Raw genomic sequence first — 12,088 nt, 5'->3', positions numbered from 1 at the left:
GTCCGATGGCGAGGGTCGGCGCGTGGGGGGAGCCACGCGCCGACCGGGACGTCAGGCCAGGGAGTCTTCCCAGGCTTGGTGGAGGCCGGCGTAGTTGCCGCCGGTGGTAATGAGCATCTCCGGGGCGCCGTCTTCGAGGATGCGGCCGTGTTCGAGGACGAGGACACGGTCGGCGGTTTCGACGGTGGAGAGGCGGTGGGCGATGACGATCGCCGTACGGTCCGCGAGGATGGTGCGGAGGGCTCGCTGGATGAGGCGTTCGCTGGGGATGTCCAGGCTGGAGGTGGCCTCGTCCAGGATCAGTACGGCGGGGTCGGCGAGGAAGGCGCGGGCGAACGCGACCAGCTGGCGCTGGCCGGCGGACAGGCGGCTGCCGCGCTTCTCCACTTGGGTTTCGTAGCCGTTCGGCAGTGCGCTGATGAAGTCGTGCGCACCGATCACCTTGGCGGCCTCGACCACCTCGTTCATGGTGGCGGCCGGCTTGCCGAAGCGGATGTTGTCGGCGACCGAGCCGGTGAAGAGGAAGTTCTCCTGCGTCACCATCACGACCCGCTCGCGCAGGTCGTCCTCGGTCAGGTCACGCAGGTCCTGGCCGTCGAGCAGCACGCTGCCGCCGGTCGGGTCGTAGAAGCGTGAGACCAGCTTGGCGATGGTCGTCTTGCCCGCACCTGTTGTCCCGACCAGGGCGAGGGTCTGACCCGCCGGCACGTCCAGGTCGAGACCCGGCAGCACCGGTACGCCGTCGACGTACTGGAACTGCACTCCGCGCAGCTCGAGGTGACCACGCGCCACCCCGGGCTTCACAGGCTGCAGGGGCTCGGGCACGTCCGGCTCCTCGTTGAGTACGCCGGACAGCTTCTCCAGCGCCGCACTCGCGGACAGGAACGTGTTGTAGAACTGCGAGATGTCCTGCAGCGGCTCGAAGAACTGCCGCAGGTACAGCAGGAACGCGGTCAGTACGCCGACCGTGACGTGACCGTGGTACGCCTGGTAACCGCCGTACGCGAGGATCGCGACGATGGTCACGTTGCCGACGCCCTTGATCGACGGCATGAAGACCGCGTTCAGCCGGAACGACTCGTAGTTCGCCTCCCGGTACTGCTCGTTGACCCCGGCGAAGATCTCCTCGTTGCGCGGCTCCCGGCGGAACGCCTGGACCGCGCGGATGCCGGTCATCGACTCGACGAAGTGCACGATGACCAGTACGACGGCCTCGCGCGTGCGCCGGTAGACGACCGCCGACCGCCGCCGGAACCACGCTGTCAGCAACAGCAGGGCCGGGAAGGACAGCAGCGCGATCAGACCGAGCTTGAGGTCGAGCACGAGCAGCAGGATCGCCGTACCGAACAAGGTCAGCACCGCGGTCACCAGACCGTCGAACCCGTTGGCCAGCAGCTCGTCGATCACGCTGACGTCGGAGGTCAGCCGGGAGATCACCCGGCCGGACGTGTACTTGTCGTGGAACGCCGGGCTCAACCGCTGGAAGTGGTCGAACACCCGCCGGCGCAGACCGAGCAGGATCGTCTGCCCGAGCCGGCCGGACCGCATCAGGAAGATCTGCCGGGTGAAGGCCTGCAGCAACGCGCTCACCAGGACGGCGATCACCACGGTGATCAGTGCCTTCGGGCCGTCACCGGCGAGGATCGGCGGGATGCCGTTGTCGATGCCGAGGTGGACCAGGTACGGCACCGCGAGCCGGGCCGCGTTCTCGATCACGACAATCGCGACCAGGATCCAGATCAGCTTCTTGTACGGCCGGAGCAGCTCCCCGAGCAGCTTGCGGGAGTCTTCCTTCAGCCGCACGGTCGTTGCCTTGGACAACTCCTTGCTGCCCTCGTCCTCGTACACCCCGCGCCAGGACTGCTCCGGCTTGTCGTGCTCGTCCTGCTCTTCGGCAGGAGGTGTCTGCTGTTCGGTGGCCGTCATGCGTGCACCTCCTCTTCCTCTGCCGCGAGCAGATGCCGGTACGCCGGTACTGTCGCGAGCAACTCCTGGTGGGTACCGACATGGGTGATCGTGCCGCCCTGCAGCAGCGCCACCTGGTCAGCCAGCATCACTGTGGACGCGCGGTGCGCCACCACGATGCCGGTGGTGTCGGCCAGCACTCTGCGGAGCGCCTCCTCGACCAGAGCCTCGGTGTGGACGTCCAGTGCGGACAGGGTGTCGTCCAGCACCAGAATCGCCGGCCGGGCGAGCACTGCGCGGGCCAGTGCGAGCCGCTGGCGTTGGCCACCCGACAGCGACATGCCCTGCTCGCCGACCCGAGTCTCCAGACCCCACGGGAGGTCGTTGGCGAACTCGGCCTGGGCGACCTGCAGCGCCTCCTGGAGCTCGGCGTCCGTCGCGTCCGGGCGACCGAGGGTGAGGTTCTCCCGGACACTCATCGAGAACAGCGTCGGGTCGTCGAACGCCGAGGCGACCGCCGTCCGTAGCGAGTTCAGGGTGAGGTCCCGGATGTCGTGCCCGTCGATGGTGATCCGGCCGGCGGTCACGTCGTACAGGCGGGGAACCAGCGCGGTGAGCGTGGTCTTGCCCGACCCGGTGGCCCCGACGAGAGCGAGCGTCGTACCGGGGGTGAGGTCGAGGTTGATGTCGTGCAGGATCTCCGCGGAGTCGTCGGAGAACTGGAACCCGACGTGCTCGAACCGCAGGTGACCCCGCGAGCGCTCGAGCTCGAGCGGGCCGGACGTGATCACCGAGTGGGTGTCGAGGATCTCGCTGATCCGGTCCGCCGCGGTCATCGCCTCCTGCGCCATCGCGAGGATCCCGCCGAGCGACGTGACCGGCCAGACCAGCGACAGCATCAGCGTGATGAACGCGACCAGGGTGCCGAGGGTGATCGCCTCCCGGCCGACCGCGAGCGCGCCGAGCAGCAGGACGATCACGAGGGTCAGGTTCGGGATCACGCCGAGGAAGCTCCAGAACCGGGATGCGAGCCGGACCTTGTCGACCTCGGTGGTGTAGAGGCTGATCGCCTCGTCGTCGAACTGCCGCTGTACGTGCTGACGGCGGCCGAACGCCTTCACGACCCGGAAGCCGAGCGCCGACTCCTCGATCCGGGTCGCCAGGTCGCCCTGCTGGTCCTGCACCTTGCGGGAGATGCGCAGGTACTTCTTCTCGAAGCGCATGGACAGCGTGATGATCGGTACGGCGGCCGCCAGTACGACGATGCCGAGCGGCCAGTAGAGCCGCAGCAGCAGGATCGTGACGACGCCCAACTGCAGGATGTTCATCACCAGGAACAGCAGGCCGAAGCCCATGAACCGCCGGATGGTGGACAGGTCGGTGGTGACCCGGGACAGCAGCTGACCGCTCTGCCAGCGGGTGTGGAACTCCATCGGCAGGGACTGCAGACGGACGTACAGGTCGTGCCGGAGCGACGCCTCCAGGTCGGAGACGGTGCGGGACTGTGCCATCCGGCGGATCCAGACCAGGATGACTTCGGCGAGGCTCAGCCCGAGGGCCAGGAACGCCAGGGGGACGAGCAGGTCCAGCTCGTGGCGGGTGACCGGGCCGTCGATGATGGACCGGGTGACCAAGGGGATCGAGAGGCTGACGCCGACGCCCAGCATGGCCGTCGAGAACATCAGGATCAGCCGCCAGCGGTGGGGCCGCAGATAGGGCCGGAGTCGCCAGAGGTTGCGGCTGCGTTCGGGTGTTCGGGGAGAAGGGGCTGCGATCGAGGGAGCTTTGACAGTGTGCTCGGAGGGCATCTGGACGGGCGCACTTCCCAACATCAACTAGGCAGGTGGGTTCGCGACCGGAAGACGGCGCACTTTCCAGTATCGCTCACTCTGTAAGCGCTTGTCCTGTCAATTCCATTCCCCGTGGATGAATTACAGCCGGTTGCAATAGGCCACCAACGGAGCCAGGCGGTGACCGCCGTCACAGTCATTACGAACTGCGATAGGTCGCTGGTTCGGATTGCAACTTCCTGCAATCTGCCGGACGCCGGGCGTGTTCCTGCGGCAGGCTGGGCGGGGTGCAGCGCCGCCGTGACTTCCGCTCGCTGTGGTTCGGCGAGTCGGTCAGCCTGCTCGGCGACCAGGTCTCAGCACTGGCTCTACCGACCGCGGCGGTCCTGGTACTGGGCGCCTCGGCGACGCAGGTCGGTGCGCTGAACGCGGTTGGCAGTGTCACCTATCCGGTGCTGGGTCTGGTCGCTGGAGCGGTCTTGGATCGGGTACGGCGACGCCCGGTGCTCGTCGTCGCCAACGTGATCCGGATCGGGTGCTTCGGCGTACTGACGCTCTCCGCGGCAGTGGGGTGGCTGTCGATGCCGCTGCTCTACGTGCTGGCCGGGCTGGTCGGGATCGCGACGCTGTTCTTCGACCTTGCCTACCAGACCTACCTGCCGTCACTGCTGACTGGCGACGACCTGGCGCGCGGGAACGTGCGGCTGGAGCTCTCCAACTCGCTGGCGCGGCTCAGTGGTCCCTCGGTCGGCGGGCTGCTTCTCCAGTACGGCGGGGTCGCGGTGGGGTTCGGTGTGAACGCCCTCTCGTTTGTGGCGTCGCTCGTGGGTGTCGGCCTGATTCGCACACCAGAGCCGGCTCCGGTTGTCGGGGAGCGGCGTGCTGGCCTCTGGAGTGACGTCGGCGCTGGGCTGGCGTATGTGTGGAGACATCCGGTGCTTCGGTCGCTGACTGTCTCGGCGGCGCTGCGGAACCTCGGGATGAACGCGAACCGCACTGTGCTGATCGTCTACCTGTACCGCGGCCTCGACCTGTCTGCCGGTGCTGTCGGGTTGCTGTTCACTGTGGGCGCGGTCGGAGCCCTGGCCGGCGTCGCTGCGACCGGTTGGTTGGTCCGTCGGCTCGGAGTGGGTCGCACACTGCTGCTCACCGGACTGGAGGGAGCGGTCTGGCTGCTGGTGCCGCTCAGCCTGTTCGGTGGCGCTGTGGCCTGGGTGGTCGGGCTGATGTTCGTTTCGTCGCTCTGGCTGCCGGTGTGGAACGCCACCGTGATCACCCTGCGCCAGCACCTGACGCCGTCGGCCTATCTGGGCCGAGTGCAGGCGACTGCTCGGACCATCAACCTCAGCACGATCCCAATCGGAGCCTTCGTCGGCGGAGTGGTGGCGGACGCGTTCCCGACGACTGTGGTCGCGCTCGCGGTGTGTTCGGCCGTGGCTGCGCTGTCCCTGACCCAGCTGTGTCGGCAACCGCTTCGTGGGATGAGGGAGTTGCCAGTTCGCGTGGAGTGAACACGCTCCGCTCGGGGCGAACAGCTGTAGTCCTTGCGTTGCTGGGAGTGAGAGGTTGCCGGACATGGCGTGGCTGGTGCGTGGTGAGGTCCGGAAGCTGTGGCTCGGGCAGTTGGTGTCCACCGCGGGTAGCTCGATCACCACGGTCGCACTGCCGCTGGTCGCGGTTCTGACACTGCAGGCGTCACCACTCCAGATGGGACTGCTGTCTGCGCTGACTGTCCTGCCGCATCTGGTGTTCGGACTACCTGCGGGACTGGTGGTCGACCGGGTGTCGCTGCGACGGCTCTTGGTGTCGGCGGACGTCGGGCGCGCCGTACTGCTCGGGTCAATTCCGGCTGCTGCGGCTGCGGGGGTGTTGCAGATGAGCCAGCTGTACGGCGTCGCCGTACTGGCTGGTGTGTTGTCGTTGCTCGCGGATACCGCGGCTCTGACGTTGCTGCCTGCACTGGTGCCGCGTGCGGAACTCATGCGGGCGAACAGTGCGTCGCTGCTCACCACCAACGTGGCGACGACGACTGGGCCGTCTGTGGCTGGGTTCCTGGTGCAGGCGGTGAGTGCGCCGTTCGCGATCTTGGTTGATGCGCTGTCGTTCGTGGTGTCGGCGGTGACGATGTGGCTGATACGGGAGCCGGAGCGCGTTGCGGCACCGGAGCGGACGCCGGTGCGGCTGTCGACCGGTCTGCGCGTGCTGTTCGCCGATCGCGTGCTGGGGCCGCTCACGCTGTCGGCCACGGTCGGGTCGCTGTTCGGGTCCATGCAGGGGCCGCTGGTAGTGCTGTACCTGGTACGTGAGCTGCACTGGTCCCCGGCGTACGTCGGGATCGCGGTCACGGCATCAGGCGCCGCAGCTGTGGTCGGCACGCTGGTCGCGACCGCCTGGTGCAACCGCGTCGGCATTGGCCGTGCGTATCTCTCTGGGCAGTTCCTGAGCGTTGTCTCTGGTGCCGCATTGGCGACCGGACTCGCACCGGTCATCTACCTAGGCCAAGCGGTCTCCGGACTGGGCATGGCCCTCTTCGGCATCCCGCAACGCACTCTCCGCCAGGCGCGCATCCCGTCGCACCACCTAGGCCAAGCCACTGCCACCTGGCGCACCGTCGTCATCGGCGGCCAGGCCTTAGGCGCCGCCCTGGCCGGCGTACTCGGCACGACCGTCGGCCTCCGCCCCACACTGCTGCTCTCCAGCGCCGGAATGCTCATCGGCGTACTGATCGCCGCCTTCTCACCACTGCGCACTCTCGGCCGAGCGTCAGAGTGGGAGGTAGCTCCCAACGAAGCCGAAGGTCCACCGGGCGGCGTCCCAGAACCCCCGCCGCAGACTCCGCCGTACCGCCGAGACCACTAGCCCGAGCAAGGCGTACGCCGCCGCTCCCGCTGCCAGCACGAACAGCGCAGCGGTCAGCCCCGCACCGAGCCCCATCGCGCCGACCAACACGGCGAACAACCCCAGCCCGACCGCAATCTCCGCGCTGTCCTCGCGAGGACGCCGGCCCCACCTTTCAATGGCCATAGCAGTCAGTATCAGGGCAGACCGCGGGAATGTCTTGAGTCCACCATGGGCGTTCTCCTCTGCACCATGGTCGGCGAAACCGCCCACGCCACAGCCCTCCGCCATCTGACCGCTCCTGCCCTAACGTCCGAACGACCGCAGCACGTCGTCGGCGTGTTTTCGGACGTTAGGTGATGGAAGCAGCCTCAGGGCTGACGGGTGTCCGCGATTGGCTCGTTGACTGCGCCGCCGGTGGTCCAGGTGAGGTCGGTGAGGATGCGGTCGACGGTTTGGTCCAGAGTGCTGTCGATTCCGATCACCTGCTCACCGGGTACGCCGAGGAGGTCGATCTCTCGGTACCAGTCGCGCATCTGCTCGGCCGTGACCACCTTCGACAGCTCACGGGTCGAGTGCCGGCGGATGGTCTCTTCGAACGGCAGTTGGAAGTAGTACACGCCAGTCACGCCGGAGTGGTCCGCGATCAGCTGCCGGAGCATGTCGCCGTACGTGCGGTTGTACAGAATCCCTTCCAGCACTACGTGATAGCCATGGTCGAGCGCATACCGCACGAGCAGCTCGATCAGCCCTACATTCGGCTGGCCGAAGCGATCGTGCTCCCGCAGCAGAGTGCGTCGTACATAGTCCTGCTCAACCCAGGCGACGCCGTACCCGAGGCGCCGTCGTATCTCCTGCGCCGTGCTGCTCTTCCCTGACCCAGAGTTGCCCCGCACCACGACAAGCCGAGTAGTCCCATCCCCAGTCCGAGTCACCCGAAGACCCTAAGCCAGTCCGCCCGCCAGCCGCAGGAACGCCGTCGGCGTGGGACCACTCTCCAGGTGCTGCCGGATGACGCCCGCACACTCGTCGGCGCTCAGCACCGACGTGTCCACCTCGACGTCGTACACACCAGGCGTGTGAACGGCCTTGTGCCACAGGGAAACCGGATCAGCGACAGTCCCGCCCTCGTTGTAGCCGACGCCGCCCCAGGTCGCTCGACGCCGCTCCAGTACGACGTCAACCGGGCAGTGCACACCCACGAACCACACCGGCAGCCCAGCGAGCCGGCGAGCACAGGCGGGCAGAATCCCGAGCGGAGCCGAGTAGGAGTCGTGGTGCACCGCGTCGACCACCACGTTGAGCCCGAGCCGGCTGTGGGCGGCGATCGCGTCGTACAGGGCGGCGTACCAAGTCACGACCAGCGGCTCGAGGTCCGGTCGCTCACCACCCGGCCGAAGCCCGATGCCCGGCCGCAACCGCTCCGGCGTCAGCTGCTGATAGCTGTCGACACCCAGGCTCATCCACACGCCGTCAAACGTCTCCTGTACGGCGCGCGCGATGCTCGACTTCCCGGCACGCGGTGGACCGTTCAGGATCACGACGCTCCCAGCTTCCACTCGCCGACCCTATTCGACGCGGAAGACGGGGCCGCGGGGGGTGAAGGGGAGGGTGGCGCCTCGGGGGAGGAGGTAGGCGTGGGGGCGGCGGAGGCGGACTACGTCGCACTGGCCGTCGGTGATGAGGAGGATGGGGCCGGTGCTGGGGAAGTCGTCGGCTCGTTCGAGCAGGTCGACGCCGGGCTGGAGGCGGGTGCCGCCGCGGCCGCGGACCTGGACTCGGCCGGCGATGTCGTCGACGGGGACGTAGCCGGCGTCGTACGGGGCGGCGTCGCAGTAGATGACGCGGGCGGCGGGGACGTCGCGGGCTCGGGAGTACGACGCGATCGCACCGAGCGCTTTGCCGAGCAGTACGCGATCCATCGAGCCAGAGGTGTCCAGCACGACCCCGTACGTCGGGAGGCGCTCCAGCTCGACTGGACGGATCCAGCCGGGGCGCGGGATGTCCGGCGTACCGGACTGGCGGCGGGAGGCACGGGCGTAGGTGCGGGTGCGTTCGGCGGCGGGGACGTGCTCTTCGAACCAGCGGGCGAGTTGAGCGTCCCAGCTCAGAGGTGGGTGCTCGAGAGCGCGGATCTCCTCGACTAGACCTGCTGGGAGCAGTCCGCGGGAGGAGTCGTGGTAGGCGAGGCCGGTGCTCAGAGCGCGGCGGTAGATGTCGTCCAGGCCGGCCGCGCGTGCAGCCTCGCCGCCGTGGGGGAGGGGATGACCCAGTACGTCGCCCAGTCCGGTTCCGCGCAGAGTCGCGAGCTTGCGGTAGCGGCGCAGGTCGGTCGCGACCCGGTCGTAGACCTCTTCGGCCGACATGCCTTTCAGGACTGGGTCATGGAGGGCACCGTCGGGCATGGTGCCGACGCCCATCTCCAAGAGCCAGCCGTTGATGACCAGGTCGGCTGCGACGTTCCACAGGTACGGATCGCGACCGCCGACGCGCTCGCCGTGCCGGAGTGCGGCGTGGAGCATCTCGTGCGCCATGACGAAGCGCCACTCGTTCTGCGTCAGGCCGCAGAGCGGGTTGACGTAGATCTCGCCCACTGCGGCGTTCACGGCCGCCACCTGGATGTCCCACCCGCGAGCGAGTTCAGCCTCGGCCACCACGGTCATGGTGGACGCTATGGCGCCCAGCAGCGGGTACGACGAGACGAACCAGCCCAGTGCGAGATCCCACTCGTTCCGGACCGCACCCCGACCACTCAGCGACGACCGCGCTCCACCAGCGACATCCACTGCGGCCCCGGCCGCATCGGAGAGTCCGGCGGCGAACAGATCGCTCCAGTTCGGTGGCTTGCCCCAACCAGTCCACCGCACAATCAGTACGTCGGAGTGCCCGCCCGCGACACCCAGAGCGGCGTACTCGTCGGGAACGGCGGTACGCCGCCATACCCGAGCCAGCGCGTCTTCGTCGGCGCTCGGATACTCGACCGGGAGCTCGACCACCGCACGGCCCAGCTTGAGCGAGGACAGGAAGTGGTTGACGGCTGCGTCGCACGCCGCGTTCGCAGCCTGGTCAGGCGTCGGCCGGTCGCGGTCCAGATGCCCCAGGCCGAGGTGGATCAGCAGGTGCGCGAAAACCCAGGTCCACTCTTCCGGAGTGGCTCGGCGGCTCGGGTGGACCAGGATCTTGCCGTTCGAGTCGATCCGGGCCCAGCCGTCGCGTGGGCAGGTGTCGTCCTTGCTGGGCGGCTCGTAGCCCACCATCGGCGCGAAGAGCGGATGCCGCCGTACGACGTCCCAACCGGCCAGGACGGCTTCCCGGGCTGGGTCTTTGCGGGTCTTGCGGCGGTCAGGCACGGGCGGCGACCAGCCGAGGCAGGTCGCGGCTGACCTCGACCAGGAACCAGGTCGGCAGCACCGGCTGGCCGTCGTCGTCGGAGGCGATCACCAGCTGGGCGACCTCGAGGGAGATCTCGGCCAGCTCCACCAGCAGCGCTTTGCCGCGGTGCGCGAGCTGACGCGCGGCCGGGCTGCCGGAGTTCTTGTCGGCCGGCAGTTCCTTGACCAGCCGGGCGCGGAAGGTCTCGGCCAGGAAGTACAGCAGGTCGCGGTCTTCAGGAGCGGACGGCCAGCCGGTCTCGCCCTTCAGCACCGCCTCCAGGCCGAACGCGTTCCGCACCGTCTTCACGAACGCGCGGAAGGCCGACGCGTGCGCGGCCGACAAGGTGCCGAAGGCAAGCACTCGGAGCGTCTCGTCGGTGACACCATCGCCGTACGAGTGCAGGGCGTCCGACAGCATGTGCCAGCTCCGCGGCGTCGAGAACGGCTCCTCGGTCTTAGGCGGTGCAGTCCAGAGGTGGTCCGGCCGGTTGCGCAGATAGTCGAGTACCAGCGGGTGAATCCCCGCCGTACCGGCCCACTGCAGCCAGTCGCTCGCCGAAGCGCGCAGGTGGACGTGCACCAGCCGGTTGATCAGCGCACTGGCCATCGGCCGCGCCAGAGCGTTGTCCGTGGCCCGGTTGCCGGCTCCGATCACCACTGAGCCCTCCGGCAGCTCGTACTCACCGATCCGCCGATCCAGGATGAGTGAGTAGAACGCCTTCTGCACCTCGGCCGACGACGCGTTCAGCTCGTCCAGGAACAGGCAGTACGGCTCATCCCGCGCAATCGCCACCGGCGGCGCGAACCGGCTCCGCCCGTCCACGATCTGCGGTACGCCGATCAGGTCCTCAGGCGCGAGCTGTGTCCCCAGCAGTGTCACGCACTCCAGCCCCAGCGAATCCGCGAACGCCTTGACCAGACTGCTCTTCCCGATCCCGGGAGCCCCCCACAAAAACACCGGCCGCACCACAGCCACATGCAGCAAAACCTCCGGCAGCTCACCCGCCGAAACCGAAATTCCCGCCTGCATCCATCCCTCTCGTCAAGTCCCCCGACTCCCCAGGGTCCTCGCAACGCCCATCCCTGTCACACGAATTTCCACGGGCAGTCCGGGTAGTGGCGCCGTACTGACTTGCGGAGCCAGTCCTGGCTGGCGTCTGAGAGCAGGGGCCAGGTGCGCTCGAGGTCGTGCTGGTCCTTGGTGCGGTGGAGGCGTGCTTTGAAGAGCAGCACGATCTCGGGGTTGAGATAGCGAACGCCGTCGTCGGCCACCCACGTCACCTCGTCGAGGCGGCCGGTGTGCTCGGGGAAGTACTTGTTGGTCCACAGCCCGTCGCGGTCCGGCGTCAGTGGCAGGTCGATCACCCACGGCGCATCCCCGTGCTCCCGCACCCACACCTGACTGTCCGGACCGAACACCTCCGGGTGCTTGTCCGTCAGCGGCCGCATGTCACCTCCAGCCAGACTCCACAGGTGCCACCGCTCACCCACATGCTCCCGAAGCGCCGGTACGTCGGACGCGAAGATCGACACGTCCACATCGGAGTGCTCGCGCCGCAGCCCGGTGAACGCGTCGATCGCCCACCCGCCGACCACCCACCAAGGCCGCTCGAACCCCCGCATGAACCCCACCACCCCGGCCAGGTCCATCGACTCCCACCGCCCGTACAACCGAGCCCAGTAAGCCGCCTCCGCCACCTCACCCGAACTCTGCAGCCGCATCTCCACCCCCACAGTCTCCCGCGCTCCCTCAACCCCCACCCCGTACGCCGTCCCGACTTTGTGCACCCGTCAACCGCGTTTGGGTGGTCGGGGTGGTTGAGCTGTGCTCAAGGTGGTGCAGGGCTTCGGCTTTGTGTACCCGTCAACCGCGTTTGGTCGGTCGGAGTGGTTGAGCCGTGCTCAAGGTCCCCAGCCCAGGCAGCCGGGCGCGACCTCAGCCACGGCAGCCGAGCGAAGCGGTGCAGGGCCCCGACTTTGTGCACCCGTCAACCGCGTTTGGGTGGTCGGGGTGGTTGAGCTGTGCTCAAGGTGGTGCAGGGCCTCGACCTTGTGCGCCCATCAACCACGTTTGGTCCGCCGGGATGGTTGAGCCGTGCTCAAGGTCCCCAGCCCAGGCAGCCGGGCGCGACCTCAGCCACGGCAGCCGAGCGAAGCGGTGCAGGGCCCCGACTTTGTGCA

At 68.1% G+C, this 12,088-nt stretch carries 9 protein-coding genes; 2 read left to right on the top strand and 7 right to left on the bottom strand.

Features of this window, described 5'->3' with window-relative positions:
• Nucleotides 1-51: 51 nt before the first annotated feature.
• Both ACFVWG_RS09960 and ACFVWG_RS09955 read right to left on the bottom strand, forming a co-directional pair.
• Nucleotides 52-1,926: an ABC transporter ATP-binding protein gene (locus ACFVWG_RS09960; RefSeq protein WP_391542819.1), complete on the bottom strand. Its 1,875-nt coding sequence runs from the start codon at nt 1,924-1,926 to the stop codon at nt 52-54.
• Complete coding sequence (locus ACFVWG_RS09955) at nt 1,923-3,587, bottom strand: ABC transporter ATP-binding protein (protein ID WP_391542818.1); 1,665 nt, start codon at nt 3,585-3,587, stop codon at nt 1,923-1,925. Before ACFVWG_RS09955 ends, ACFVWG_RS09960 begins: the two co-directional genes overlap by 4 nt.
• A 395-nt stretch (nt 3,588-3,982) precedes the next feature.
• On the opposite strand from ACFVWG_RS09955, the gene ACFVWG_RS09950 reads away from it, so the two are divergent.
• Together ACFVWG_RS09950 and ACFVWG_RS09945 are read left to right on the top strand one after the other, a co-directional pair.
• On the top strand, nt 3,983-5,206 hold the full coding sequence (locus ACFVWG_RS09950; RefSeq protein ID WP_391542817.1) for an MFS transporter: 1,224 nt from the start codon (nt 3,983-3,985) through the stop codon (nt 5,204-5,206).
• Nucleotides 5,207-5,270: 64 nt separating this feature from the next.
• Nucleotides 5,271-6,554: an MFS transporter gene (locus tag ACFVWG_RS09945; protein WP_391542816.1), complete on the top strand. Its 1,284-nt coding sequence runs from the start codon at nt 5,271-5,273 to the stop codon at nt 6,552-6,554.
• A 350-nt stretch (nt 6,555-6,904) separates the two neighbouring features.
• Here ACFVWG_RS09945 and ACFVWG_RS09940 read toward each other — a convergent pair whose 3' ends face one another.
• The 5 genes from ACFVWG_RS09940 to ACFVWG_RS09920 all read right to left on the bottom strand — a co-directional run bounded on the left by ACFVWG_RS09940 (nt 6,905) and on the right by ACFVWG_RS09920 (nt 11,629).
• On the bottom strand, nt 6,905-7,468 hold the full coding sequence (locus ACFVWG_RS09940) for a kinase (RefSeq protein WP_391542815.1): 564 nt from the start codon (nt 7,466-7,468) through the stop codon (nt 6,905-6,907).
• Nucleotides 7,469-7,477: 9 nt separating this feature from the next.
• Complete coding sequence (locus ACFVWG_RS09935; protein ID WP_391542814.1) at nt 7,478-8,092, bottom strand: chloramphenicol phosphotransferase CPT family protein; 615 nt, start codon at nt 8,090-8,092, stop codon at nt 7,478-7,480.
• Nucleotides 8,093-8,101: 9 nt separating this feature from the next.
• Entirely contained in the window at nt 8,102-9,883 is a 1,782-nt protein-coding gene (locus tag ACFVWG_RS09930; protein WP_391542813.1) for a hypothetical protein, read from the bottom strand.
• Complete coding sequence (locus ACFVWG_RS09925) at nt 9,876-10,865, bottom strand: ATP-binding protein (protein ID WP_391542812.1); 990 nt, start codon at nt 10,863-10,865, stop codon at nt 9,876-9,878. Before ACFVWG_RS09925 ends, ACFVWG_RS09930 begins: the two co-directional genes overlap by 8 nt.
• A gap of 128 nt (nt 10,866-10,993) precedes the next feature.
• A complete protein-coding gene (locus tag ACFVWG_RS09920) occupies nt 10,994-11,629 on the bottom strand; it encodes a nucleotidyltransferase domain-containing protein (protein ID WP_391543264.1) in 636 nt (211 codons plus the stop codon).
• Between the last annotated feature and the right edge of the window lie 459 nt (nt 11,630-12,088).

This window comes from Kribbella sp. NPDC058245, from assembly GCF_042882005.1.
GTDB lineage: Bacteria > Actinomycetota > Actinomycetes > Propionibacteriales > Kribbellaceae > Kribbella.
Note: the sequence above shows the minus strand (reverse complement) of the source record. Positions and strands in the feature narration are given on the sequence as shown.

Excerpts from the sequence above, each read along its gene's own strand:
- ACFVWG_RS09945 (WP_391542816.1), top strand. The coding sequence starts at position 5,271 with ATGGCGTGGCTGGTGCGTGGTGAGGTCCGGAAGCTGTGGCTCGGGCAG.
- ACFVWG_RS09920 (WP_391543264.1), bottom strand. The coding sequence starts at position 11,629 with ATGCGGCTGCAGAGTTCGGGTGAGGTGGCGGAGGCGGCTTACTGGGCT.
- ACFVWG_RS09955 (WP_391542818.1), bottom strand. The coding sequence starts at position 3,587 with ATGTTCTCGACGGCCATGCTGGGCGTCGGCGTCAGCCTCTCGATCCCC.
- ACFVWG_RS09960 (WP_391542819.1), bottom strand. The coding sequence starts at position 1,926 with ATGACGGCCACCGAACAGCAGACACCTCCTGCCGAAGAGCAGGACGAG.